This is a genomic window from Streptomyces sp. NPDC096132, assembly GCF_044763345.1.
Lineage (GTDB): Bacteria > Actinomycetota > Actinomycetes > Streptomycetales > Streptomycetaceae > Streptomyces.
In genome coordinates this window covers 62,531-87,587 of the sequence record NZ_JBIWGA010000022.1, presented here as the reverse complement: position 1 = coordinate 87,587, position 25,057 = coordinate 62,531, and the positions used below count along the sequence as shown (strand labels likewise).

Sequence of the window (25,057 nt, the reverse complement as noted above, 5' to 3'; positions counted from 1 at the left end):
CACGGTGCGGCTTCCCTCAACGGACACGGTCAAAGATCCATCCAGAGAGCGGTGACGTCGCGGCCGATGCGCGACTGCAGCCGGACACCGTCCTCGTTCCGCCACAGCACGGTCCGATGGCCATCGACCTTCATTTATGCGCTGTTGAGCTGTCCACGGGCTATCGTCCAGCGTCATGTCGATCACTGGCTGGCGGGTGCATTTCACTCGCCGAGACCTGGCCTTGCCGCGCGAAAGGACCCCGTTCATGCGGGAGTTCAGTGCCTTGTTTGCCGGTCTCGATCAAGGGTTGGACGATCTGGGGGTGCCCGAGGGGCAGCCGTTCCTGATCAGTCCTGCGGGTGGGTACGACGTGCCGCTGAACCGGTACTTCTCGGTGTGGCTGGCATCGTCACCGTGGAACACCCAGGCCGCCCATGCCCGGGATCTGCGCACGTTCTTCAACTTCCTGTGGTTCGCGCGAGGCCGGCGTGACTGGCGTGAGGCGTTCATGGACGACCGGGCGGCGTACGAGTGGTGGCGTCGTCGCGACGAGCATGGACCTCGCCTGGAGGACACGAGCTGGGACCGGGAGGTATCCACGGTCAACCAGTTCTACCTGTGGGCGATCGAGCAGGACCTGGTGAGGGCTAATCCCATCCGCCAGCGCGCGGGCGCGGTGTGGTCGCCCTGGCGGGGCGGGACCAGTGGGGGCATGGTGCGGCAGGTGCCGGCGGAGTCGTCGCACGCGGGGGCCCGGCGGGAGGTGAAGTGGCTGCCGCCGCGGTCGTATCGGCTGTGGCGCAACGTCGGACTGTGCGGCTTCGATGCGCAGGAGATGCCCCGGCGGGGGTTCCGCGGGCGATGGGCTGCACGGAATGCGGCGTATGCGGATTCGATGGTCCGGACGGGGCTTCGGTCGTGCGAGCACTCGGCGCTGACGGTGTTCGACCTGCCGGAGCTGCCGCCTGCGGTGTCCGGGATCGTCAACGCGCGGGCGGTACTGCCGCACGCGATCTCCAAGGGGCGCTCGGGGCGGGCGGTGTACTGGCCGGTGTCGGTGCTGCGGGACGTGCGCGACTACATGGAGTGGGACCGGGCCGGGGCGCTTGATTACGGCCGCTCGCGCGGCTTCTACGTTCCCACCCGCCGGTCGCTGCTGGTGGAGGACCCGTCCGTGCCGCGGGTGCGGATGGGAGGGCGGTGGGTGCCGGTGGCCCGCCTGGACGACGGTGAGCGGCGGCGGCTGCTGGTGGCGACGGTAGATGGTGGGTGGGAACCGGCGATGGTGTGGCTGAACCAGTGGGGTCTGCCGATGACGATGTCGGGATGGAAACAGGTCTTCGCCGATGCCAACGCACGTTGCCGCGCCCAGGGCGTGGAAGTGGGAGCGACGCCGCACATGCTGCGGCATTCGTACGCGGTGATCACACTGGAATTGCTGTGGCGGGGGCATCTGCAGGCGCTGGGGGAGATGAACGAGCGGCAGCGGCTGACGTATCAGCGGGTGTTCGGTGATCCGCTGAACTGGGTGCGGATCAGGCTCGGGCACCGCTCGGCGACGACCACGGCGCTGTACTTGCACACCTTGCAGGAGCTGGAGATGCGCACCCGGTTGGAGCTGGTGCCGGAGGGGGCGTGGGAGCCGGCCGGTTTCAGCGAGGAGGGCTGGCTGGAGCAGTCGGCGGTGGCCGCGTGAGCGAACAGACGCCGCGCGCAAAGCGCGGCCGTGCGGCGGCCGTGCCCGACGGTTTCTACGAGCCGCCCCCGGTGGTGGAGTTCCCCGAGGGCGGCGGGGCGCCGGTGGTGCGGTTCACGGGTGAGGACGGCCGGGAGTGCGTGTTCCGGTTCGAGGAGTTGCCGCTGCCAGGGCTGCATCGGGACTTCGCCCATGCGCTGGGGGTGCGGATCGGGCCCGGCGGCGGGCGTCGCACGCAGAGGGCGGCGAGCAGCCAGTGGCAGACCGTCAAGCGGTTCCTGCTGCTCTTGGACCAGCTTGCGGAACCGCCGCGGCGGGTGGAGGAGCTGCGCGTGCGTCACCTGGAGCGGTATCTGGTCGCGCGGCGGCAGACGTGTGAGGAGAGGTCGGCCCGCCGGAATCTGCAGGACCTGCTGCGGATCGTGCGTGTCCTGCCCGGTCAGGACCGGCTGGAGGGGGCCGTGGCGGACTATGCCGGGCAGCCCGGCCATGGCGTGGATGCCCAGCAGGCTGGGCGCCCGGGGTACTCGGATCGCGAGTTCCAGGCCGTCATGGCTGCCGCCCGTTCGGACGTGGCCGCCATCCGTGACCGGATCATGGCAGGCGAGAGGCTGCTGGGGCGCTTCCTGGACAACGACGAAAGCCTGTCGGTGGCTGAGCGGGGGCAGGGGGCGCGGCTGGCGGCGATGGCGGCCACGGGCCGGGTTCAGGTCGATTACCGCGGGCTTGCGGTGGGCGAGTATCCGGCGGCCTGCTACGCGCAGGCGCGGCAGTTGTTCGTGACCGATCCGGACCTTGCTCCGCTGCTCATCTACGCGGCCGGGCTGAGCGGGCGCAATCCGGAGACGCTGAAGGAACTGCCCGCCGAGCACCGGCTGCTGGAGGGGCGGGCGGTGGCCCTCACGCTGACCAAGCGCCGCCGGGGCAAGGCCAACTCCCGTACATCGGTGCACTGGAGCGTCGATACCGAGCGGGAGCTGCGGACGATGGGCGACTTCTACCTGCTGCTGCACCGGTTGATGGCCCGCAGTCGGGCGTTTTCCGGGACCGGGTCGGTGTGGTCGATCTGGGCAGGCAACGGCCGCGGTCGTGTCCTCCATGCCGCCACCGGCGGGCACATCGGTCCCTTCGATGCGGAGCTGGCCCGCAAGCTGAAGCTCGGAGCGTGGGCCGGGCGGCACGGCCTGGTCGGCGATGACGGCAAGCCCCTGGAGATGCTGGTGACGCGCATCAAGAAGACCGTCGAGGTGCGCACGGCGAAGCAGGTCGGAGGGCATTTGCCATCGGTGCGGCTGACGAACACGGCGGACACCTCCTTCACCCACTACCTGCGCGCCGACCCGTTCGTCGCCGAGTGGGCGGCCGACGTCCTCACGGAGGCGATCACCGACGCGGAGGAGAAAGCCCGCGCGGTCGTCTTCCGCCTCGGCGGCGAGCCGGCGGCTGACGTGCCGGAGCGGGTGCGCGAGCAGGCGGCCGCCGGCGCGCTCGACACGCTGGCCAGTGCGTGCACGGACATCGAGCATGCACCCGGCGGAGGACGATGCGGGCAGTCGTTCCTGGCCTGCTTCGGATGCCCCAACGCCCTGGTGCTGGAACGCCACCTCCCGGCGCTGCTCGCCCTGGCCGAGGCCCTGCGAGAGGACCTTCAGCGCCGGGACGCCGCGCAGTGGGCGGCCCGGTACGGGGCCACCTGGCAGATCCTCACCCGCGACATCCTGCCCCGCTTCAGCCCGGCACAGCGCGCCGCCGCCCAACAGCGGCAGCCCCGCCTGATGCTCGATCTCCTGGAGGGACCCATCCAGTGGTCATGACACCCGCCTCCGCAGCCTCCGCACCCCGCGCCGCGGTGCCCGGCGATGCCCTGGTCCTGGCCGCCCGCCCGCTGCGCCCTGAGGCCCGGCTGGCGGAAACCTCCCGCTACGGCGACGACCTGTGGCTGCTCACCCCGGCGTGGCTGCGCGCCGACCGCAAGCCCCACCGGCTCGACTTCACGCTGGTCCCGCCCGCGCACCGGGAGACCGCCAAGCTGTTGTTCTACGCCCTGCTGACCGAGGACACCCCGCCCGGCGAAGAGCCGATCACGATCTCCAGCATCCGCGCCTATTTCACCTGCGTACGTCACGTCCTGGTATGGGCACAGGGCCGTCAGCTCGCACTGGCCGAGCTGACGGGCGAGGACCTGGATGCCTACCACAGCGAGGTGACCGGGCTGCGGATGTCGCTCAGCGGGGTGTACCGCCAGCGCCGTGCGGTGCGCTTGCTGTGGGCCTACCGCTCCCGCCTGGCCGACCGCCTCGGACAGGACCCGCTGCGTCGTCCGCTGTGGCAGGCATGGGCGCGCGCCAACCCCCGCAGGTACGACGAGAACCTCACCGACCGCATCCCCGAGCACCTCACGGGGCCGTTGCTGGTCTGGGCGCTGCGCTGGGTGGACGACCTCGCCGACGACGTGCTCGCCGCCCGCGCCGAACGCGACGCCATCGATGCCCGCCCGCCCCTCCACCCCGATCCACTGGCGGCCTTGCGGTCGGTCCTGGACGATTTCCGCCGCCGCGGCCAGCCCCTGCCGACGGCACCCGATCGCCCGGCCGCCGCACGGCACGGCACCGGGGTGTCCCCGAACTTCGGCTACCTGGCCCGGCTCGCCGGGTATCCCCAGTACCGGTTCAGCAAGGCCAGCGAGCGGCGTCTGATCGAGGAAGCGGCCCGCGCTCTCGGCGTGGGCAGTGATTCCCCGCTGCACCATCGCGTGCAAGGGCAGATCGACGGGCGGCGGTGGCTGAAGCAGATCTCCTACTACGACGTAGGTCAGTTCGAACGACTGCTGCAGGTGTCCTGCTGGATCGTCATCGCCTACCTCTCCGGCCTGCGCGACTCCGAGATCAAACATCTGCAGCGTGGCTGCGTGAGCGCTCAACGCGACACCGGCGGCCGCATCTACCGCTACCAGCTGCGCGGACTGGCCTTCAAGGGCGAAGGCGTCCACGGCGCGGCCGCCACCTGGATCGTCACCGCTCCCGTCGCCCGGGCCGTCGCCGTCCTGGAACGCTGCCAGCCGGCCGACGAACCCTACCTGTTCGCGCACCCCCGCAAATCGGCCAACCATCAAAGCCACCACGTTGCCGGGCACGTGCGCACCAGCGGCACTACCATCAGAGACATCACCGCATTCGCCAAGTGGATCAACACCTACTGCGCTGCCCACACGCGCGTGGACGCGATCCCCGAGACTGACGGGCGGCTGCCGCACCTGACGCTGAGACAGTTCCGCCGCACCCTGGCCTGGTTCATCGCGCGCCGTCCCGGCGGCACCATCGCCGGTGCCCTGCAGTACCGCCATCAGTGCATCCAGATGTTCGAGGGCTACGCCGGCACCAGCGACTCCGGGTTCCGCGACGAGGTCGAGGCCGAAGAAGCCTTCGCCCGCGGCCAGTTCCTCGCCGAGCTGGGCGCCGACGATGCCCGGCCCACGCTGACCGGGCTCGCAGGACCGGAAGCCGAAGCGCGGCTCGCCGAGCTCGCCCGCCACACCGTCTTCGACGGCCAGGTCGTCACCGACGAAGTGCGCCTGCGCCGCATCCTGGCCCGCCACGACACCCACCTGTACCCGGGCACCTTCATCACCTGCGTCTACAACCCCGACCGTGCCTTGTGTCGTACCCCCGGGACCGCGTCCGATCAGCCGGTGCTGGCCGACTGCCAGCCCCTGGCCTGCCGCAACACTGCCCTCACACCTGCCAACCACGAGGCCCTCGCCGGTCACCTCACCCAGCTGGAACAAGCCCTCAGCGACGGCGCCCGCCTCGCCCCCTACGTCCGTCACCGTCTTCAGGAACAGCACCGTGCCACGGCCGCGTTCCTTGCCCGCCATGAGCTGGAGCCCCCCGAGTGAAACGCGCCCTGCCCGACACCGACACCGTCAAAGCCGCCATCGACACCGTCCTGGACGAGGCGGCTTCCAGCGGACGGCGGCCGACCGTGACCGCCATCGAGCGGCATCTTGGCATCCCTCACGCCACCTTCCACCGCCACTACGCCCACCTGATCGACACCCACTTCCGGCCGCGGATCCCCGCACCCCGTGCCGAGACGCACACGGTCCAGCTCCCGGCGCCCACGGCGAGGGAAGAGAACCTGCGCCGACTGCGGCAGGAGAACACCGACCTACGCCGGACCCTCGCCCTGTTCGAGGAGGCCATCCGCCAGCTCACCCTCGAAAACGATGCCCTGCGCAACAGCGCCACCGTCGTCCCGCTCCCCGCCCGGGGCCTAACCTCCGCGCCATCACGGCCCTGACCTGGGCCCATGCGGGACAGTCCGACAGTGGGCGCCGGCGCGCTCGCGTGGGCGAGCCTGTCGGGGATTCAGGATGTGGGTGGGCGGTTTTCGCTGGTGCCGGAGCGGGGTGTGAGTTTTGACGGCGCAGGTTGGTGTGGCTGGTCAGCCTGCTCTGTCATGTGGGGGTGGGTTGCTGCGAGGCTGGCCAGGAGCTTGAGCCGGTCTTCGGAGGTGCTGCCGGGTTCGGCAGTGTAGAGGGTCAGGTCGTGCATGGCCCGGTGGGACAGGGGCAGGTCCAGGGACTGGTAGGTCAGCTCCAGGTGGCCGACCTCGGGGTGCCACAGTCGTTTGATGCCGTCGTGGCGGATGCGGACGTCATGGGCGGCCCATTGGCTGCGGAAGTCGGGGCTGAGGGTGGACAGTTCGCCGATGAGTTCGCGCAGGGCCCGGTCGTGGGGCTCGCGTCCGGCTTCCGCGCGCAGCAGTGCTGTGGTGACGGAGGCGGCGGCCTCCCAGTCGACGAAGAACTGCTGGGAGCCGGGGTCGAGGAAGATGTAGCGGGCGACGTTGGGCCTGCCGCGTTTGTCGGTGGTCTCGCTCTCGAAGAGCGGCGCGTGCAGGGCCCGGGCCAGCGAGTTGCTGGCGACGACGTCCTGGCGGCCGTTGCGTACGAACGCGGAGGACATCGTCATGGAGTCGAGCAGCCACTGGACGCGGGGCGGGACCTCGACATCCCTGCGGCGTGACGGTGTGCGGCGGGCGGGCCGGGCCGCGCGGGCCAGGTCGAACAGGTAGGTGCGTTCGTCCTCGTCCAGCTCCAGGGCCTGGGCGACGGCGGCGAGCACGTCCTCGGAGACGCCGTTGATGTGGCCTTTCTCCAGGCGGGTGTACCACTCGGTGCTCACTCCGGCCAGCACGGCGACCTCTTCGCGCCGCAGCCCGGGCACGCGGCGTCGGCCGCTGGTGGGCAGCCCGGCCTGCTCAGGGGTGATCTTCGCGCGGCGGCTGGCGAGGAAGTCGCGGATCTCGGTGCGGTGGTCAGGGCGGGCGTCGGGGAGCGGTTCCATGCCTTTCACGGTAGCCATCAGCGCGCGAAGAGGGAGGTTGAGTCTGTCCCCCCTATAAACGCGACCTTCCTCAAGGGTGGAGCGGCTTGTTTTCTGGGTGACGTACCCCGATCACAACCCCCACGGAGATGAACCTTGAGTACGCGAGGAGCAACCCTCCACGCCCCCGCCGGGACCGTACGGGCTGACAACCTCCAGCCTCCGTCCGCCCGGCTGCCGCTCGTCGTCTACGTGCTCGCGCTGGGCACCTTCCTGATGGGCACCACCGAGTTCGTCGTGGCTGGCCTGCTGCCCGAGATCGCGGGAGATCTGCAGGTCAGCGTCGCCCAGACCGGACTTCTGATCACGGTCTTCGCCGTCGGGATGATCGTCGGGGCGCCGCTGATGGCGATGCTCACGCTGCGGCTGCCCACCCGGCTCGCCCTGGGCGTCTTCGCCCTCGGGCACGTGATCGTCGCCGTCGGCTCCAGCTTCGGCCTGCTGCTCGCGGCACGTTTCCTGACGGCGATCGCCACCGGGGCGTTCTGGGCTGTGGCCAACGTGGCTGCCACCCGCGCCGCCGGTCCGGCCGCCGCCGCCCGCGCTCTGGGCCTGGTCGGGGCCGGAGCCATGCTCGCCAATGTCGTCGGCGTGCCGCTGGGCGCGTTCGCCGGACAGCTCATGGGCTGGCGCGGACCGTTTTGGGCCCTCGCGGCTCTCTCCGCCGCGGCCGTCCCGTTGATCGCCCGCACCGTCCCGCAGGGCGGTCCGGCCCAGCAGGCGGGAACGATCCGCTCCGAGCTGACGGCGCTGCGCTCGGGCCGCCTGTGGCTCGTGCTGGCCGCCTGTGCCACCACCACCGGCGGTGTCCTGGCCGCGTACTCCTACATCGCACCGCTGCTGACGGACCGGGCCGGTCTCGCCGCCGGGCTGGTGCCGCTGGTCCTCGTCGGCTTCGGCCTCGGCGCCCTCGCCGGTTCGCTGGTCGGGGGCCGGCTGGGCGACCGCCGTCCGCACACGGTCACCATCGTCGCTGCCGCGGGCGCCATGCTCCTGCTCCTGGCGATCGTCCTGTCGGCCGGCTCGGCCCCCGCCACCATCGTCCTGGTCACCCTGCTGGGCTTCTTCGGCCTCGGCGCCAACCCGGTCCTGATGGCCCTGGCCGTCCGTTACGCCGGCCAGGCCCCCACTTTGGCCTCGGCTCTGACCGTCTCGGCGTTCAACCTCGGCACCGCGATCGGCTCCTGGTTCGCCGGCATCGCCCTGGAGCGCGCCGGCGCCACTGGCCCCACCGTGGTCGGGGCCGCCATCGCTGCCCTGACCCTGATCCCCACCATCGCCCTCGCCCTGCGACGGCACCACCGTGCCGGTTCACCCGGCACCAGCGTCCGGCATGCGGCCCCCGCCCCTGCCGACCAGGCTTGAACCGTCACGCCCCCTCTGACCAGCAGTTCCCGAAACAGCACCTGGAGAACACTTCATGCGCGCGACACTCCTGTACGGCGCCGGCGACGTCCGCGTCGAGAACGTCCCCGACTCCGTCATCAAGCTGCCCACCGACGCCCTGGTCCGCATCACCAGCTCGTGTATCTGCGGCAGCGACCTGTGGCCGTACGCCTCGGCGAAGCCCGAGGACGGTCCCGCGCGGATGGGGCACGAGTTCATCGGCATCGTCGAGGACACCGGCTCCGAAGTGAGCACCGTCAAGAGGGGCGACCTGGTCGTCGCGCCTTTCGCCATCTCGGACAACACCTGCGCGTTCTGCCGTGAGGGCCTGCACACCTCCTGCGCTCACGCCCAGGCCAACTTCTGGGACGGTCTGCCGGACGAGGGCGGCCAGGCCGAGGCGGCCCGCGTCCCGCTCGCCGACGGCACGCTGGTCAAGCTCCCCGTTGCCGCGGACTCCGCCCTGATCCCGTCCCTGCTGACCCTCTCGGACGTGCTCGGCACCGGCTACCACGCGGCCGTGGCGGGCGGGGTCAGTGAGCGCACCCGGGTCACCGTGATCGGCGACGGGGCGGTCGGCCTGCTGGGCGTGCTGTCGGCCAGGCGGCTGGGCGCCGAGCAGATCATCCTGATGGGCCGGCATCAGGCGCGTACCGATCTCGGCCGGGAGTTCGGCGCCACCGACGTCATCTCCGCACGGGGCGAAGAAGGCATCGCCCAGGTGCGGGAGCTCACCGGCGGGCACGGCACCCACGTGGTCCTGGAGTGCGTCGGCAACAGGCGCGCCTACGAGCAAGCCGTCGGCGTCGTCCGCCCGGGCGGCGTGATCAGCCGGGTCGGCGTCCCGCAGTACGAGGAGGCACCGATCGGCTTCGGCAGCCTCTTCCGCCACAACATCCGCCTGGCTGGCGGACCCGCGCCGGTGCGCGCCTACATCGAGGAATTGCTGCCCGACATCCTCAGCGGCGCCATCGAACCCGGGAAGGTCTTCGACGTCACCACCACCCTCGACGGCGTCCCGGCCGGCTACCAGGACATGGCCGACCGCAAGAGCCTCAAGGTTCTCATCAACCCCTGACCCGACCCTTACCGACACAGCAGCCGCAACGTCTTCGACGAGGACGACAGCGCCGCCCCCCGTGTGACGGACAAGAACAGGTACGGCATCGCCATCGCCGCCCTGTCCTGTCCGCCCGTCCCCGGGCGTGACCACGGCGGCTTCCCGGACATGCGGGTGCCACCGGTCCCGCAGGCCCTGAACCCAGAAACGAATCGACCCCAGCCCCCGGCCCGGACCGGAAACACTGCTGGGCACCAGGAGAGAGCAATGACTACCTCAGACGGCTACACCTTCGCGCTGGACGAGAATGTCGAGCGCACCTCGGTGCGGTTCAAGAACCGCTACGGCATCGAGGTCGCCGGTGACCTGTACGTACCGAAGAACGCCACGGGCAGGCTGCCCGCCCTGGCGGTCAGCGGCCCGTTCGGCGCGGTCAAGGAGCAGTCCTCGGGTCTGTACGCCAACGAGTTCGCCCGCCGCGGGTACGTCGCCCTCGCCTTCGACCCGTCCTACACCGGCCAGAGCGGCGGCACCGTGCGCGATGTCGCCTCGCCCGAGACCTACACCGAGGACTACAGCGCCGCCGTCGACTTCCTCGGACTGCAGGACATCGTCGACCGCGACCGGATCGGCGTCCAGGCCATCTGCGGCCTGAGCGGCATGGCGCTGACCGCCGCGGCCGCCGACAGCCGTATCAAGGCAGTCGCCACCGCCTCGATGTACGACATGTCACGCAGCATGTCTCGCAGCTACCAGGACTCCTACACCCCCGAGCAGCGCCACCAGGTTGTCGACTACCTCAGCCGCCAGCGGTGGAAGGACGCCGAGAACGGCACCTACGCCCGGGGCCTGCACGAGGTCCCCTTCGACGAGGCCGGCAACCTGGTCGAGGCCGACAGCATCTTCCCCGAAACCCTCCCCGCGGACCCCAACCCGGTCCTGGCGGCCTTCTACGACTACTACCGCACCGAGCGCGGCTACCACCCCCGCTCGATCAACTCCACCACCGCGTGGACCGCCACCACCCCCATGGCCTTCTTCGCCTTCCCTCTGATGGCCAACCTGGACATGCTCGCCCCGCGCAAGGCTCTCCTCGTGGCCGGCGCCGACGCGCACTCGCGCTACTACTCCGAGGACGTCCACAAGACGGCCCCCGACACCGTCGACCTCGTGATCGTCGCGGGCGCGGACCACGTCGACCTGTACGACCGCAAGGACCTCATTCCCTTCGACACCCTGGACGAGTTCTTCACCAAGAACCTCGCCTGACCAATCCACTCCGCTGCCTATCCGGTGGGCGGTTGGTATCCGCACGACGCGGACGCAAACCGCCCGCCGCAGCGCCCACCTCACCCAAATCCACGAGACGCAGCAAGGCGCAGCCCCGCCCACTCCCCGGCCTCCAGGCACATCGGAGGGCATCGTCTCTGACCCCGCCCCAGGGCCGGTGAATGTGTCCGGGCCTGCGTTGAGAAGGGAGCGGGACGGCGGCCCACTGCTCTCCGACCGGCAGACGGCATAGCGGTTAAGTACCGCTGTAAAACGGCTGCCCTTGAGCACCAGGCACGACCACTCGGCAGCGCTGAACTGGGCTGTCGGGATGAAAGGGCAGCGCAGGCCGAGTGCACGGCCATCAGCTGCTGTTACCGCGAGGACGTGCCCGCAACGGGATTCCGCCGGCGGCCGTGCCGTGAATCTTCATCCGCATGGCCAGCGGTCTCACTCAGCATCCGCCACCTCGCTTCTCCCGCGCACCCCGCACCGCGCGCTCACCCGCCGCTTCGGTTACCGATCGAAGCCTGGCCCTCGTTGTCTGAGGTGACAACACCCCGAACCGGCATGGGGGTTGAGCTTGTACCCCCCATAATCCCGACCTGCCACATCCGGCGCAGAAGCGGTTCTCTGGAATCACGCCTGGTCACGACAGCACCGACCGGCGCACCTTTCCCCCACCGATCGAACATGAGGTCCACTGTCATGGAACGTCGCAAAGCGCTCGGACTGATCGCTGCCACCGCTACCGGCGCCGCCACGGCCGCCTCCTTCTCGGCTCTGCCCGCCTTCGGCGAGGAGACCGGCGGTGCCGCAGGCGCCACAGGCCAGGGCAAGGCCACGGGCAAGGGCGGCTACACCTTCGCACTGGACCAGAACGTCAGGCGCACCTCGGTGCGGTTCAAGAACCGCTACGGCCTCACCGTCGCCGCGGACTTGTACGTACCGAAGAACGCCCGCGGCAAGCTGCCCGCCCTGGCCGTCAGCGGCCCGTTCGGCGCGGTCAAGGAGCAGTCCTCGGGCCTGTACGCGAACGAGTTCGCCCGCCGCGGCTACGTCGCCCTCGCCTTCGACCCCTCCTTCACCGGCCAGAGCGGCGGCACGGTGCGCGACGTGGGCTCGCCCGACATCTACACCGAGGACTTCAGCGCCGCCATCGACTTCCTCGGCCTGCAGAAGATTGTCGACCGCGACCGGATCGGCGTCCAGGGCATCTGCGGCCTGAGCGGCATGGCCCTCACCGCGGCGGCCGCCGACAGCCGCATCAAGGCAGTCGCCACCTCCGCGATGTACGACATGTCGCGCAGCATGTCCCGCAGCTACCAGGACTCCTACACCCGTGAGCAGCGCCAGAAGGTCATCGACTACCTCAGCCAGCAGCGCTGGACCGACGCTGAGAAGGGCACCTACGCGCGCGGCTCCCACGAGGTCCCATTCGACGAGAACGGCAACGTCGCCCCCTCCAACCGCGTCCTGCCCAAGGCCCTCCCGGCGGACGCCGACCCGATCACGAAGATCTTCTTCGACTACTACCGCACCGAGCGCGGCTACCACCCCCGCTCCATCAACTCCACCACCGCGTGGACTGCCACCACGCCGATGTCGTTCTTCGCCTTCCAGCAGATGACCAACATCGACATGCTGGCGCCCCGCAAGGCCCTGCTGGTGACCGGCACCAACGCGCACTCGCGCTACTACTCCGAGGACGTGCAGAAGATGGCCCCCGACGCCGTCGACCTCGTGGTCGTCCCGGGCGCGGACCACGTCGACCTGTACGACCGCAAGGACCTCATCCCCTTCAACACCCTGGACGAGTTCTTCACCAAGAACCTCGCCTGACCGCAAACCCTCCCCGCCAGGCCGATACCCCCACCGGCCTGGCGGGTAGCCCTCGCGACTTCACCCCTGCGCTGCGGCAGGCAAACCGCCCAGCGGCAGCAACCCGCACCTGCCCTGCCACCTGTGCATCCGATGTCGTTAGGGGTCTGGCAAGAGCAGGACACACTCCAGGACCTGCTGCAGCGAGCCCTTTCCCAAGCTGCGACACCCCAGCCCTGAAGGCGCGGAGAGCAGGACGCGCCCGGGAGCACGGCGCCCTGAAGTCACCCCTCCGCCCGCCGGCAGCGCCCCCGAAACCGCACTGCGTGCGTCTCCTGCTCGGCACCCTCGGCGCGCTGTACACCACGCCAGCCGTACATGGCCTGCAGCTGCCCAACTCCGTCATGGACAACGGACAGCACACAACCCTGTCCATAACTTCGGCTCACCCGCCCAGCCCGGCAGCAGCGCAGGGTCGGACACAGGGGTGGCGAGCATCGGTTCCGGCAGTGTCCACGTCACAACCCATGCCTTCCACCCAGCCCGCCCGTCGGCAAACCGAGTGCGCGTACGCACCCGACTACCGGCCCGACCACGGCAGGTCAGCGCACTACAACACTCCGCCGGGGGCTGTGTGCTGAGCTCCTGGCGCACGTCCAGGCAGCGCAGCCGGACACCGGGCTGCCCGGATCCCCGTGTCGTACGGTCTGATGTCGCGGCCGCCCACCGTCCGCAACGGGTCTCACCGAACCCGGCGGTGCCGCCGGTACGGCCGAAAGATCTGCACCAATACGGGGATCAGGCCGCGACGAGCTCCTGCTCGCGGTCCGGCGTCTTGACCTTGGGCTTCTTGTTCGGCAACGAGAGCCGGAAGACCTTGCGCCACGCGGAGAACACCTGCTTGGGCAGCGGCCCGGTGACGTACTCCAGCTCGTACTTCTCGAACAGCGCGCGCACCTTCACCGCGACCTCGGCGTACCGGTTGCTCGGCAGGTCCGGGAACAGGTGGTGCTCGATCTGGTGCGACAGGTTGCCGGTCATGAAGTGCATGGCCCTGCTGCCGCTGATGTTCGCCGAGCCCATCATCTGGCGCAGGTACCACTGGCCGCGCGTCTCGCCCTTGATCGACCGGCGCTCGAAGACCTGCACGCCCTCGGGGAAGTGCCCACACATGATCACCGAGTGGGACCAGATGTTGCGGACCAGGTTCGCGGTGAACGTGGCGGCGAGCGTGGTGAGGAACGACGGGCCCGACAGCAGCGGGTGGATCACGTAGTCCTTGAGCACCTGCTTGCGGATCTTGCGGCCCACGGCCTTGGCCCGCGCGCGGAACTCCGGGTCCTTGCGGCGGCGCTTGCGCAGGTTCTTGCCGAGTTCCAGGTCGTACGCCGCGATGCCGTACTCGAAGAAGCAGGCGTTGATGAAGTTCCACAGCGGCTGGCCGAGGTGGAACGGGTGCCACCTCTGGTCCTCGTCGACGCGCATGATGCCGTAGCCGAGGTCGTTGTCCTTGCCGATCACGTTGGTGTACGTGTGGTGCAGCTCGTTGTGGGAGTGCTTCCACTGGTCGGCCGGCGAGACGTGGTCCCACTCCCAGGTGGTGGAGTGGATCTTCGGGTCCCGCATCCAGTCCCACTGGCCGTGCAGGATGTTGTGGCCGATCTCCATGTTGTCCATGATCTTCGCCACGGACAGCCCGGCGGTGCCGATCAGCCACGCGGGCGGGAAGATCGAGAACAGCAGCACGCCCCTGCTGACCAGCTCCAGCTTGCGCTGCGCCGAGATGACCTTGCGGATGTAGGCGGCGTCTTTCTCGCCGCGGCCGGCGATCACCTCGTCGCGGATCGCGTCCAGCTCGCGGCCGAGCTCCTCGATCTGCTCCGCGGTCAGGTGGGCGGTGGGGTCGATGGCGGTCAAGGTGCTCCTACCGTTCGATGTCGCAGGGGCCCGCCGCGGCGGACACGCAGGTCTGGATGAGGACGCCCGGCTCGGCCTCGGTGATCTCGCCGGTGCGCAGGTCGCGGACGGCGCCCGCCTTGAGCGGCGTGACGCAGCCGAAGCAGATGCCCATGCGGCACCCGGAGGGCATGAGCACGCCGGCCTCCTCGCCGATGTCCAGCAACGGCGTGGCGCCGTCCGCGTCGACGGTCTTGCCGGTGGCGCTGAACGTGACCTCGCCGCCGTCGCCGGCGACGACGATGCCGGGGCGGAAGCGTTCGGTGTGCAGGCGCTCTTGGACGCCGTGCTCGCTCCAGTGCTCTTCGGCGGCGTCGAGCAGGCCCGCGGGCCCGCAAGCCCAGGTCTCGCGCTCGGCCCAGTCGGGCACGAGTTCGTCGAGACGGGCGATGTCGAGCATGCCGTCTGTGTCGGTGTGCACCTCGGTGAGCCGCAGCTTCTTGTCCGCGACCAGGTCGTGCAGTTCGTTGCGGAAGATCACGTCTTGCGGCTGTGGCGCGCAGTGGACCATGACGACGTCGTCGAACTCGGTGTCGCGCAGCATGCCCATCACGGGCGTGATGCCGCTGCCGGCCGTCAGGTAGAGCACCTTGGCGGGCTTGGCCCGCGGCAGCACGAAGTCACCGGTCGCCTGGTCGAGCTGGATCAGCATGCCCGGTTTCGCCCTGCGGACCAGGTGGTTGCTGACCTTGCCGTCCGGGATCGCCTTCACGGTGATCGTGACGCGGCCGTCCTGGCGGTTTGTCGGCGAGGTGATGGAGTAGGCACGCCACAGGCGCACCCCGTCGACGTCGACCCCGATCCGCACGTACTGACCGGCCGTGTGGCCGCGCCAGCCCCGTCCCGGCCTGATCACGATGGTCGCGGCGTCACCCGTCTCGGCGTGCACGGCCTCGATGCGCCCCCGCAGGTCGGCGCCCGCACGCAGCGGGCTGACCAGGTCGAGGTAGTCCGACGGCAGCAGCGGCGTCGTGACCATCTCCAGCAGTTTCCACGCCCTACTGCGGAGGGCTGCACTTGTCATGACTCCAGCTTGATGCGCCTCAGGGCGTAAAGTCCTGACCGCAGGATGTGAATCTGATCGGCTGAATTGTTCGCAGGGAACAAAAACGTGAGCCATGCAATCCGGAGGGCCAGCGAACTGGCCCTGGATGAGACGACGGTCACAGCGCTTCGGGCCGCGCTGAGGACCACCGCTGACGAGGTCGTCCAGGCGATCATCGACGAGGTCCCGCCCTACGCCAACGCCCTTTCGGGCCGCATGGGCGGCACCATCCGCCGAGCCGTCCGCACCGCCCTGGGGCACTACCTGGACCTCGCGAGCGGGAACGCCACAGGCGGCGACGCCGGGGACGCAGCCTACGAGCTGGGCCGCGGCGAGGTCCGCGACGGCCGTTCGATGGACGCCCTGCTCGGCGCCTACCGCGTCGGCGCCCGCGTGGCCTGGCGATGCCTGGCAGCGGGTGCCGTACCCGCGGGTCTGCCCGCCGCCGAGGTCGCCAAGTTCGCCGAGCTGACCTTCGCCTACATCGACGAGCTCTCCGCCGCGAGCGCCGCGGGCCACGCCGACGAACTGGCCGCTCAGGGTCGGGCCCACGAGCGCCACCTGGAACACCTGGCCCGCGACCTCCTCACCGGCGCGAACCCGGATGTGCTGCTGGCCTCTGCCCAGCGGGCCGCGTGGCAGCCTCCGGTTTCGCTGACCGCGGTCCTGCTGCCCGCCGCCCAGGCCCGGCCTGCCTACCGCGCGCTCGACCCGAACACCCTCGTCCTGGACGATCTGCCGGACGCCACCGGTGTGCTGCTCGTCCCCGATGCCGACCGATCACATCTCTTGCGGCAGCTGACCGACCGCACGGCAGTGGTCGGCCCGGCCCGGCCATGGACTCGTGCGTCCGCCTCGTACGCACGAGCCGTACGCGCGCGCTCCCTCTCCTCCGATATTCGCGACACCGAGGACCACCTGCCCGAGCTGGTGCTGAGCGCCGACGTGGACGCGTTCGCAGACCTGCGCGCCCGAGCCCTCGCACCGTTGCGGACCTTGCCTGTCGCGACCGCACGGCGGCTGGAGGAGACGTTGCGGGCGTGGCTGCTGCACCAGGGCAGGCGGGACGAGGTGGCGGCGGCGTTGTTCGTCCATCCCCAGACAGTCCGGTACAGGATGTCGCAGCTGCGGGAGCTGTTTCCGGATCTCGCATCACCACACCGGGTCCTTGAACTGACGCTGGCGGTCGGTCTTCGGGTCGGCTGACGCGTACGTCGACCCTCCACGACCGCGTCCGCGAGGTCCAGGAATCGTGCCTCGTTCTCGGTGCCGTCAGCTGGCTCATGCGGACGATGCGCACCGGCCCGCTCTCCTGGCACGAGCTGACCCACGGGCGCGCGGCGGGCTGCAGCTGGGTGACCAGCGGGGCGGCCGGGCCGGGTCACCAGGGGCGGGGGCCGGGCCGCTCGCGCCGGGGACCACCGTGGTGCTGCGACGGCCCCGTGCCTCCCTTCCGACAGTCAACCGGACGCCGGACCGGGCCGGCCTGGCACACCGCGCGAGGGACGACGGGGATGGAATGACGGTACGTGAGGTCAGGGGTTTCCATGGCGAAGCGGGTTCCCGCTGCTCCGCTCGATCGGGATCCACAGTTGGGCGTCGGTCTCTTGGCCGATCTCCACCGGCTGCGTCCGCAGGAGTTCCGGACCTGGCCGACTCGCGTAAGGGTTCGAGGGGAACCACTGCGTGAACACGTCTCGCCACAGCTCCTGGAGCGCGCTCGGATAGGGACCGTGGTTGTCGAAGACTGCCCAGGTCCCGGCCGGCACGTCGAGGGCATCGAGCTCCTCGGAGGCCGTCTCGGGGCCGGTGGCCACACCGATCCAGTAGTCCGCCTCGGAGCCCTCCTCCCGGCTGTCGGTCAGGTACACCGCCGCCGACAAGATCCCTGCCGGCTCCCGGTCGGCGAGCTCCTTCATCCGTGCGATCGCCCGCTCGTCAAGGCTCTCCAGGTGCGCCGCGGCAGCCGCGTTGACCCCCTCGTGCACGAGGGGGACCCTGGCCTTCCTGCCGACGACCCGAAATGACTCCTTCTCCACGATTCGGTACCGCATGGTCGTACTACCTTCGACGACGACACGGAAGGACATCCGCGGCTGTGCTGTGAGCACCGCACCCGCGCGCCGGGCCTCGCCCGGCCCGATGCCGTGCACCGACCGGAATGCCCGGGCGAACGCCTCGCCCGAGCCGTACCCGTACCGCACGGCGACATCGAGCAGCGTCAACTCCCCGGCCAGCACCTCGGCCGCAGCAAGCGTCATCCGCCGGCGCCGCACGTAGACCGGGAGTGGCACCCCGGCGAGCGCGGAGAACAGCCGCCGGAAGTGGTACTCCGACACCGCGGCGATCCGTGCCACCTCGGCCACGTCGACTTCCCGGTCGAGGCAGGCCTCCAGGTGGTCCAGGCCCTGATTCAGCCGCTCCAGCACGCGTATTTGTCCTTCCTGCTTGTCTCTTCCCGCGTGGGAACGTCCACCCAGCCTCAGGATCCGCAGCGGCCAGGGCCCAAGCCCACGCCGGAGTAGTTTGCCGCGAGCGGCGGCCAAGCTGTCATCAGCGCTGCGATCTCGGGGCCGGCCGGGCTGTCGTGCCGCACAGGGCGCACGAGTGATCCCGGGGCCTGTGGGAACAGCTACCGATGCGACCGGCCGAGCGGTCGGCCGCACGGCTGTCCGGCCGCCCTCAGGTGCGGAGACGACTCATTCGCGACCCGCCCGACAGAATCCGTGCGGGAATTGTCGGGCGGAAAGCCCCGGCGTTACCCGAGGCTTGCGCCCATGACTGATATTGAGGGGCTGTGCGAGCCTCGGTTCGCCGCGGTCCGTGCGGCCCTTGCAGCCTCGCTCGGCAAGGACGACGTGGGCGCCTCGGTCGCTGTCTACCTCGATGGCGAGCCCGTGGTCGACATCTGGGGCGGTTACGCCGATGCGGACCGCTCCGTCAGATGGGAGCGCGACACCCTCACGGGCGTGAACTCGACGACCAAGAACATGACCGCCCTGTGTGCGCTCATCCTGGCCGACCGGGGGCAGCTCGATCTGTCCGCGCCGGTCGCCGCCTACTGGCCCGAGTTCGCCGCGGCCGGCAAGGAGAGCGTGCTGGTACGGCACGTGCTGTCCCACACCGCGGGACTGCCGGACCTGTCCGGGCTGAATGCGGTCCAGGACCTCTACGACTGGCAGGGCGCTACGGCACGGCTGGCCGCGCAGGCTCCCGAATGGGAACCCGGAACGGCCGCCGGCTATCACGCGCTCACCTTCGGGTTCCTCATCGGTGAGATCGTCCGCCGCGTCACCGGCCGCAGCCTCGGCGAGTTCTTCGCCGAGGAAGTAGCCAAACCGCTGGGCGCGGACTTCCACATCGGGCTCTCCGCGGAGCACGACCACCGCGTCGCACCGCTCATCCCGCCGCCGTCGCTGACCGACGAGTACGCCTCCAGCGCACCGCCCGGACCGGATGGCACACGTAGGGAGCACACCGGTCCCGCAATCCGGGTCAAGGACGCCAACTCCGTGGCCTGGCGCCGTGCGGAGATCCCTGCGGTGAACGGCTTCGGCAACGCTCACTCCGTCGCCCTCCTCCAGTCGGTACTGGCAAACCAGGGAACGGCCGCCGGCGTGCGGCTGCTGTCCCCCCAGGGCTGCGAGCCCGCGTGGCAGGAGGTGTTCCGCGGCGAGGACCGCGTTCTGCGGACGCCGATGTCCTGGACCCTGGGCTTCGGCAAGTTCGGCAACACCTTCGGTTGGGGCGGATGGGGCGGCTCGCTGGTCGCGAGCGACCCCGATTCACATATGACAGTGGCCTATGTCATGAACCAGATGATCGACCGAGAGCAGCAGGAGGACAACCGCGGCATGGAGATCATCATGGCCGCCTACAGCGGACTGCGGTGACAACCCACGATTGGCCCCGCCGGCGGACCCACGTCCGCACGCGCCCGTGGTGCTCGTCGACCTCGACCGCGACTCCGTGTCGCTCCGAGGATGGGGGAGCGGTTGCCTGGCTATGTGACGTTGACGCCGTGGGCCCGGGCGAGTCCGTCGAGGCCGTCGGCCCAGCCTTGGCCGATAGCACGGAGTTTCCAGACCTGCTGGCCGTGAGTGGTGTGTCGGTAGAGCTCGGCGACAGCCATGGCGCGGACGTCGGGTTCGGCGGGTGGCCGGAAGGTCCAGGCGGCCCCGGTGGCGCAGTCCATGTGCAGGGCCGCGTGAGTGAGCGCGGCGCAGGTCAGGCCGGTGTCGACGTCCATGTTGACGGCGACGGTGACGCGCTGGATGTGGGCGGGCAGGGCGGCGAGGTGCAGGGCTGCGCGTTCGACGATGTGCGGGCCGTCGGGTTGCTTGCCCAGCAGGCGGGCCGCGCCCTGCGCGGCAGAGGGCTGGTTGTAGAAGACGAAGTCCTCATCGCAGGTGACCTGGCCGTTGGTGCCGGTCAGGAAGAGGGTGAGGTCGGCGTCGGCGCCGGCGAAGCTGAATGCGATGAACAGCTCCTGCCATGCCTCCTCGGGCAGCACCAGGTTCTGGCCCGGCGTGAGTGCGGTCGCAGGGGCGTGGCTCGGCAGCGCGGGAGCGTGGGTCGGAGCCGCGGGGGTGGGCGGTGGCGTCGGACAAGCGGTCTGGGTTTTCCACTCGGCGACGGAGTGGATCCGGTAGTGATCCGGCAGGGGAGCCGAGTGGGCGGCAGGGGTGTTGGCGCGCAGGTCTCCGTCGAGGCCGGCCAGGGTCGCATCGCCAGATTCGGCATCGTCCTGGGCGTGGTCGAGAAGGCATTGCAGGCCGGGCAGCCTACTGGTGTCGAGGGGCTTGATGGTGCTGGACAGGTTCCCGGAAGCGGTGGTGGTGACCGAGCACGCGACGTCCTGGCCGATGTCGAGGAACCGCAGCGCGTCGGTTGTTTCCCGCCAGGGGCCTGCTTCGATGGCCTGGCGCGTCCAGCGGCCGTAGGCCACGAATCCCAGACGCTGAGTGGCCGGCAGGCGCGTGAGCACGGCCAGGTCGATGGCCATGATCCCCGGCGCGACAGCGAACGCTTCCTTGAGTGTGGCGACGATGTTCGACCCCATGGAGGTGAGCCACCACAGGGTGCGGTCGCGCTTGCTCAGGGTCTTGAGAGTGGGGCGCCCGCTGGGGGTGACTCCTGGCATCTGATCGGGCAGCGAGTCGATGTCCTGCTGTCGCATGACCACGGAAAGGACAGCCCCGTCGACTCCCACCGCGCAGCCCGCGGCAGGGTTGTCGCAGAAGGCGTGGTTGACCGCCTCGCACACGGTCTCCTCGTCGTTGGCGACCAAGGCTTGCCACCACCGACCGGCCTCGGCGGTCAACTCGCTGTGGACGGCGTGCAGGCGCGTCTCCTCGGCGGCCAGGTAGGTTGGCGCGTCTTCCTCGGCCCTGCGCTTGGCCGCGGCACGCTCAGCGCGGGCGAAGATCCCCAGCCCTGCCAAGTGGTGGGCCTGGGTTTCCGCGAGGGCCCAGGCCAGGCTCAGCTGCGGAGGCCCGGGCACCACCGGCGGGCGGGCCGGCCCGAAGGACTGCAGGTGGACGCTGGTCGCCTGCCGTCGCAGCTCGTTCAACTGGGCAATCGCCGCGTCCCGTTCCGCTTCCTGCTGGGCCCGCTCGGCCTGCCGGCGAGCCCGCTCCAGCTGCGCTGCCGACGGGGCGGCGGCCCGCGAGCGGGTCGTACTCGTGCGGCGGCGCCCTCCGCCCAGGGAGCTGGAGGCGTAGAGCGGGCCCACTCCCGACGAGATCCGCGTGCCGCCGCTGCCCACGCTGATACGCGCTGCACGGGGCCCGACGGAGGTGCGTACACCCCGGGTGGAGACTCGCACGCTCATGCCCGGCACGCCCACGCGAAAGCCGAATGCCATGGTTTTTCTCCGTTCCTGCCTTCCTCACGCAAGGCACACTGCTCTCGACGTGACCACTTCGCTGCCAGATCGCACCCTGGCTGCCCCGCACGATCCGGCTGTACCGGTCGGCACCACCCATGAGGACTGGCGAGCCGACGGGGCTGCCCCGGCGGTGCGCTGTTTCGCCCGGCCGCCGCGGCGGCCTGCTACCTGTAGAAGACGGCAACACCGCCGTGGTGGGAGCACGCGCCCTGGTGATGAGCGGCGTAGCTGTAGGTGCCGTCATTGCACAAGGCGGTAGCCCCTGCCGACTCGGTCGTGCCGCTGGAGCTCGACGAGCCGCCCGATGACGAACCGGTGCCGCCGCTGCCCGAGGAGCCGGAACTTGAGTTGCGCGTGGTCGTAGATGCCGGCTTGGCCGTTTTGGTCACGGTGACCGTGGGGGCCGGCGCTGCCGACTCCGTCACAGTGACCGTCGGGGCAGGTGCTGCCGTCTTCGTGGCGGTCGCGGTGACGGTGACCGTAGGGCGCGGCGCGGGACTGGCCGCGCTGGAACTACCGCCGCCGAACGCGGCACCGACCGCGAGCAGCACGAAACCGCCGGCCCATACGCGCTTGCGCTTGTGGAGTGGGCGCATATCAGGCATGCGGACAGGCTCAGGTGGACGGACGGCCCACGGGCCGGGCTGGTACTGACTCACGCGATGATCCCCCCAAACGGACACCCGGACACGCGCGTCTCTGTCCCTGCACAAGAGCTGAAGCCGGGCCTGAATTACCTACTTGGCGGACCCGGGGAGCCGACATGCGAGGTGGTTCAGGTCGTGGCAGGCGAACCGATGCCGGGCAAGCGTCGGCGCATTCGGCGAGGCAGGTTCAGGACCATCGCTTCTGCTCATCCGGCGGGTACGTTGGTCACACCCGTAACCGCTGAACGCATCGAGGACTGGGCCCAGTGGATCCAGGAGGGTGCAGTTCGTGACAGGTACGGTACTCGGGGTTGAGGAACAGCCATGTCAGATCGTGCGCTAACTGGCCCTAACAAAGCCTTCCGAGGAACGCCTCGTGGATGTCGTCGCGTCGCTCCCAGCGGATCCGTAGGCGGCGGAAGCCGTGCGGCCAGGAGATCGTCCCCCCGACGACCCAACGAAAGGCACCCAGACCGGTGCCGTGCGGCTGTCCCCCTTCGGCGATCACCGGCCGGATCCCGCGCTGCCGCAGGAACCGGCGGTACTCGTCGTGGCCGTACCCCCGGTCGGCGAAGAGCATCTCGGGCCACCCGCGCGGCCGGCCGACGACTCCGGCCACTGCCGGGATCTTGTCCAACAGCGGCAGTCGCCGGGTGACGTCGTTGCGGCTGCCGCCGGTCAGCGACACCGCGAGCGGGATGCCCTGGCCATCGGTGATGATGTGGCGCTTGCTGCCCGGGCGTGCGCGGTCGACCGGGCTGGGGCCGCTTTCGGGCCCCTGCGTGCGGCCCGGACGTGGGAAGAGTCCGCAAGCGCCACATGGTCGTCGACACCCCCCCCCGCGACCTGCCCCTCATGGTCATGGTCACCCCCGCTGACCTGCACGACGCCGCAGCAGCGAAGGGAGTCCTCTTCCGCCTGCGCCTGATGCACCCGAGATCACGATCGTGTGGGCCGACTCCGCATACGCCGGCAAGCTCGTCGACTCGGCCAAACAGCACCTCAACCTCACCATCAAGCCTGTCAGCCGTCCCATGGACGCTTCCGGCTTCGTCGTGCTGCCCCGCCGCTGGGTCGTCGGGAGGTCGCCCTCGCGTGTCACTCTCATGACCAGGCGCCTCGCCCGGAAAGGCGCCACCCCCAGCGGGCCGAGGAAGTCGGCGCCGCCGACGCTTGAGCCTGTGGCCCAGCCGAACGAGGCCTGGTGTGAGCGGCTATCGGCGGCTGCAGCAGAACTCTGCATGAGTGGGACGGGGCAAAGCGCGGGAGACGATGTCGAACCCGGCTCGGCGCAGCATGCCCTCGATGATCCAGGTGTAGGTGGAGAACTCCTCTCGGACGTGGGCTTCGAAGTCGGCCTTGGTGAAGCCCTCGCCGTCCGGGCGGCCAGCTGTGTTGATCCACTGCTGCAGGTGTGTCTCTGCGCTGGAGGGCTCGAAACTGAAGATCACGTCCCACAAGTAGAAGGTCCCGCCGGGACGGAGCATCCCGGCTGCGTTGAGCAGGGCCTGCTGTTTCCAGAAGTCCGGGAGCTGGTGCAGGGCCGACTTGGTGGTCACCACGTCGGCGAGAGGACCCTGGTGGGTGTAGTCGAGAAAGCCGGCGTGGTGCCACTGCGGTGCAACACCGAACCGATCGGCCCGCGCCTTGGCGAAGGCCAGCATTTCCTCGGAGACATCCACACCGTGCGCGACGGCCCCGCGCCGTGCGGCCTGGACAGCTAGTGAGCCGGTACCACACGCGAGATCGATCAGTTGGGTGCCTTCGGTGACGCCCAAACGGTCCAGCAGCGCGTTGTCAGCTTGCGGGTCAGTGCCCTGGTTGCGGTCGTAGGCAGCGACTGCGGCTTTGCTGCCCAAGTCGATGCCGACCGGCGCATATTCGGAGAAGTACCAGACGGGACGGGGATGTGTGGTGTCGCTTCGTGGCATGCCTTGTTTGTAGGCTCCCCGCAGGAGTTACGGCAACGGCAACTTGCGCACCATGGCATTGCGAAAGGTGAAAGGTGCAGGACCACGACCAGTACCGGCTCTTCCTCCACCTCGCAGAGACGCTCAGCTTCACCCGCACCGCGGCTGACTGCCACGTCAGCCCTGCCACGCTGTCCCGCACCGTGCAGCGGCTTGAGGCCGCCACCGGACATCGCCTCCTCGACCGCGGTCCTCATGGGGTATGCCTGACCACGCACGGCCGCGCCTTCCGCCAATACGCAGCCGAAGCCCTGGACCTCTGGGCTCGCTACCGCAGCGACGGTGCAGCGGACGACGACCTCAGCGGACACTTGCGGGTGTTCGCGTCCGTCACCGCATGCCAAACCCTCCTGCCCGACCTGCTTACCCCCCTGCGCGACGCGCACCCGCGCGTGAGTATCTCCTTACGCACCGGTGACGCCGCAGCAGCCCTTGCCCTGCTCGACCAGGGCGAGGCCGACCTTGCCGTCGCAGCCCTCCCAGCCCGGATTCCCGCCACCGTGCTCGCCCGGCAGATCACACAGACCCCGCTCGTCCTCGTCCAAGCCGGTCCCGCGGTGGCCGACGAGGAGTTCACCGCCGTGGCGGAGCCCTTCGTCCTGCCACGGCAGGGACTCGTGCGCGCTGCCGCAGACCATTGGTTCCGAGAGCTGGGTATCCGTCCGCACATCGCTGCCGAGACCGACGGCCATGAAGCGCTGCTCACCCTGGTCGCTCTGGGCTACGGCACGGGCATCGTGCCCGATCTTGTCCTGCAACACAGCGGACTCCGCGCCAGACTTTGCCCGGTGAACGCCTCATCCGTACCAGATCGGCTCGCGATCGGCGTCTGCATCCGACGGGCCGACGTACACCGGCCCTTGGTCGCCGCAGCCTGGGCGGCAACTCGGCCCGACCGGCGCACCCAGGCAGAGCAGACCGCCTAGCCCAGTTACGAAGGGGTTTGAA

General features: G+C 69.9%; 19 protein-coding genes and 3 pseudogenes. 13 read left to right on the top strand and 9 right to left on the bottom strand.

Annotation, left to right across the window (positions count from 1 at the left end):
• Positions 1 to 247: 247 nt before the first annotated feature.
• Genes ACIRF9_RS38600 through ACIRF9_RS38585 form a run of 4 tightly spaced genes read left to right on the top strand, consistent with a single transcriptional unit; the run spans position 248 to position 5,977 of the window.
• Positions 248 to 1,678: an integrase gene (locus ACIRF9_RS38600; protein WP_403832255.1), complete on the top strand. Its 1,431-nt coding sequence runs from the start codon at positions 248 to 250 to the stop codon at positions 1,676 to 1,678.
• The gene (locus ACIRF9_RS38595; RefSeq protein ID WP_403832252.1) at positions 1,675 to 3,492 is read left to right on the top strand and encodes a hypothetical protein; all 1,818 of its coding nucleotides are present in this window, start codon (positions 1,675 to 1,677) and stop codon (positions 3,490 to 3,492) included. Before ACIRF9_RS38600 ends, ACIRF9_RS38595 begins: the two co-directional genes overlap by 4 nt.
• On the top strand, positions 3,489 to 5,573 hold the full coding sequence (locus ACIRF9_RS38590) for a hypothetical protein (protein ID WP_403832249.1): 2,085 nt from the start codon (positions 3,489 to 3,491) through the stop codon (positions 5,571 to 5,573). The genes ACIRF9_RS38595 and ACIRF9_RS38590 overlap by 4 nt, the downstream gene beginning before the upstream one ends.
• The gene (locus ACIRF9_RS38585) at positions 5,570 to 5,977 is read left to right on the top strand and encodes a hypothetical protein (RefSeq protein WP_403832247.1); all 408 of its coding nucleotides are present in this window, start codon (positions 5,570 to 5,572) and stop codon (positions 5,975 to 5,977) included. Before ACIRF9_RS38590 ends, ACIRF9_RS38585 begins: the two co-directional genes overlap by 4 nt.
• Before the next feature lie 68 nt (positions 5,978 to 6,045).
• Here ACIRF9_RS38585 and ACIRF9_RS38580 read toward each other — a convergent pair whose 3' ends face one another.
• Entirely contained in the window at positions 6,046 to 7,026 is a 981-nt protein-coding gene (locus ACIRF9_RS38580; protein WP_403832245.1) for a helix-turn-helix transcriptional regulator, read from the bottom strand.
• Between the two features lie 135 nt (positions 7,027 to 7,161).
• On the opposite strand from ACIRF9_RS38580, the gene ACIRF9_RS38575 reads away from it, so the two are divergent.
• The 4 genes from ACIRF9_RS38575 (at position 7,162) to ACIRF9_RS38560 (ending at position 12,622) form a co-directional block, all read left to right on the top strand.
• On the top strand, positions 7,162 to 8,430 hold the full coding sequence (locus ACIRF9_RS38575; protein WP_403832242.1) for an MFS transporter: 1,269 nt from the start codon (positions 7,162 to 7,164) through the stop codon (positions 8,428 to 8,430).
• A gap of 55 nt (positions 8,431 to 8,485) precedes the next feature.
• The gene (locus ACIRF9_RS38570; RefSeq protein ID WP_403832239.1) at positions 8,486 to 9,529 is read left to right on the top strand and encodes a zinc-binding dehydrogenase; all 1,044 of its coding nucleotides are present in this window, start codon (positions 8,486 to 8,488) and stop codon (positions 9,527 to 9,529) included.
• A gap of 249 nt (positions 9,530 to 9,778) precedes the next feature.
• Positions 9,779 to 10,780 (top strand): alpha/beta hydrolase, encoded by a 1,002-nt coding sequence (locus ACIRF9_RS38565; RefSeq protein WP_403832237.1) that lies wholly within the window; start codon positions 9,779 to 9,781, stop codon positions 10,778 to 10,780.
• Positions 10,781 to 11,488: 708 nt separating this feature from the next.
• Positions 11,489 to 12,622 (top strand): alpha/beta hydrolase, encoded by a 1,134-nt coding sequence (locus tag ACIRF9_RS38560; RefSeq protein ID WP_403832234.1) that lies wholly within the window; start codon positions 11,489 to 11,491, stop codon positions 12,620 to 12,622.
• Between the two features lie 381 nt (positions 12,623 to 13,003).
• On the opposite strand, the pseudogene ACIRF9_RS38555 reads toward ACIRF9_RS38560, so the two are convergent.
• The 3 genes and pseudogenes from ACIRF9_RS38555 to ACIRF9_RS38545 all read right to left on the bottom strand — a co-directional run.
• Positions 13,004 to 13,330: pseudogene (locus tag ACIRF9_RS38555) on the bottom strand (DUF6207 family protein); the annotation flags it as partial.
• A gap of 69 nt (positions 13,331 to 13,399) precedes the next feature.
• Complete coding sequence (locus tag ACIRF9_RS38550; RefSeq protein WP_403832231.1) at positions 13,400 to 14,518, bottom strand: fatty acid desaturase family protein; 1,119 nt, start codon at positions 14,516 to 14,518, stop codon at positions 13,400 to 13,402.
• A 7-nt stretch (positions 14,519 to 14,525) separates the two neighbouring features.
• Positions 14,526 to 15,581, bottom strand: a complete 1,056-nt coding sequence (locus tag ACIRF9_RS38545) for a ferredoxin reductase (protein ID WP_403832229.1) — start codon at positions 15,579 to 15,581, stop codon at positions 14,526 to 14,528.
• Positions 15,582 to 15,668: 87 nt separating this feature from the next.
• Here ACIRF9_RS38545 and ACIRF9_RS38540 point away from each other — a divergent pair, with 87 nt between their 5' ends.
• Positions 15,669 to 16,808, top strand: coding sequence for a PucR family transcriptional regulator (locus ACIRF9_RS38540; RefSeq protein ID WP_403832226.1), 1,140 nt, complete (start codon positions 15,669 to 15,671; stop codon positions 16,806 to 16,808).
• A 329-nt stretch (positions 16,809 to 17,137) separates the two neighbouring features.
• Here ACIRF9_RS38540 and ACIRF9_RS38535 read toward each other — a convergent pair whose 3' ends face one another.
• Positions 17,138 to 18,031, bottom strand: coding sequence for a GyrI-like domain-containing protein (locus tag ACIRF9_RS38535; protein WP_403832224.1), 894 nt, complete (start codon positions 18,029 to 18,031; stop codon positions 17,138 to 17,140).
• A gap of 348 nt (positions 18,032 to 18,379) precedes the next feature.
• Here ACIRF9_RS38535 and ACIRF9_RS38530 point away from each other — a divergent pair, with 348 nt between their 5' ends.
• Complete coding sequence (locus tag ACIRF9_RS38530; protein ID WP_403832221.1) at positions 18,380 to 19,495, top strand: serine hydrolase domain-containing protein; 1,116 nt, start codon at positions 18,380 to 18,382, stop codon at positions 19,493 to 19,495.
• A gap of 110 nt (positions 19,496 to 19,605) precedes the next feature.
• On the opposite strand, the gene ACIRF9_RS38525 is transcribed toward ACIRF9_RS38530, so the two are convergent.
• Positions 19,606 to 21,468 (bottom strand): TerD family protein, encoded by a 1,863-nt coding sequence (locus ACIRF9_RS38525; protein WP_403832218.1) that lies wholly within the window; start codon positions 21,466 to 21,468, stop codon positions 19,606 to 19,608.
• Positions 21,469 to 21,656: 188 nt separating this feature from the next.
• Positions 21,657 to 21,743, bottom strand: coding sequence for a DUF3761 domain-containing protein (locus ACIRF9_RS38520; RefSeq protein WP_225075656.1), 87 nt, complete (start codon positions 21,741 to 21,743; stop codon positions 21,657 to 21,659).
• Here ACIRF9_RS38520 and ACIRF9_RS38515 point away from each other — a divergent pair.
• Positions 21,736 to 22,146 carry a hypothetical protein gene (locus ACIRF9_RS38515; protein WP_403832216.1) on the top strand — a complete coding sequence of 137 codons (411 nt, stop codon included), beginning with the start codon at positions 21,736 to 21,738 and terminating at the stop codon, positions 22,144 to 22,146. The two genes, ACIRF9_RS38520 and ACIRF9_RS38515, sit on opposite strands and share 8 nt — an antisense overlap.
• 342 nt (positions 22,147 to 22,488) lie before the next feature.
• Here ACIRF9_RS38515 and ACIRF9_RS38510 read toward each other — a convergent pair.
• A pseudogene (locus tag ACIRF9_RS38510) lies at positions 22,489 to 22,949 on the bottom strand (transposase); the annotation flags it as partial.
• On the opposite strand from ACIRF9_RS38510, the pseudogene ACIRF9_RS38505 reads away from it, so the two are divergent.
• Positions 22,947 to 23,341: pseudogene (locus ACIRF9_RS38505) on the top strand (transposase); the annotation flags it as partial. The pseudogenes ACIRF9_RS38510 and ACIRF9_RS38505 sit on opposite strands and share 3 nt — an antisense overlap.
• Positions 23,342 to 23,353: 12 nt before the next feature.
• On the opposite strand, the gene ACIRF9_RS38500 reads toward ACIRF9_RS38505, so the two are convergent.
• On the bottom strand, positions 23,354 to 24,070 hold the full coding sequence (locus tag ACIRF9_RS38500; protein WP_403832213.1) for a class I SAM-dependent methyltransferase: 717 nt from the start codon (positions 24,068 to 24,070) through the stop codon (positions 23,354 to 23,356).
• A gap of 74 nt (positions 24,071 to 24,144) precedes the next feature.
• Here ACIRF9_RS38500 and ilvY point away from each other — a divergent pair, with 74 nt between their 5' ends.
• Entirely contained in the window at positions 24,145 to 25,035 is an 891-nt protein-coding gene (ilvY, locus tag ACIRF9_RS38495) for an HTH-type transcriptional activator IlvY (RefSeq protein ID WP_403832211.1), read from the top strand.
• The last annotated feature ends 22 nt before the right edge of the window (positions 25,036 to 25,057 follow it).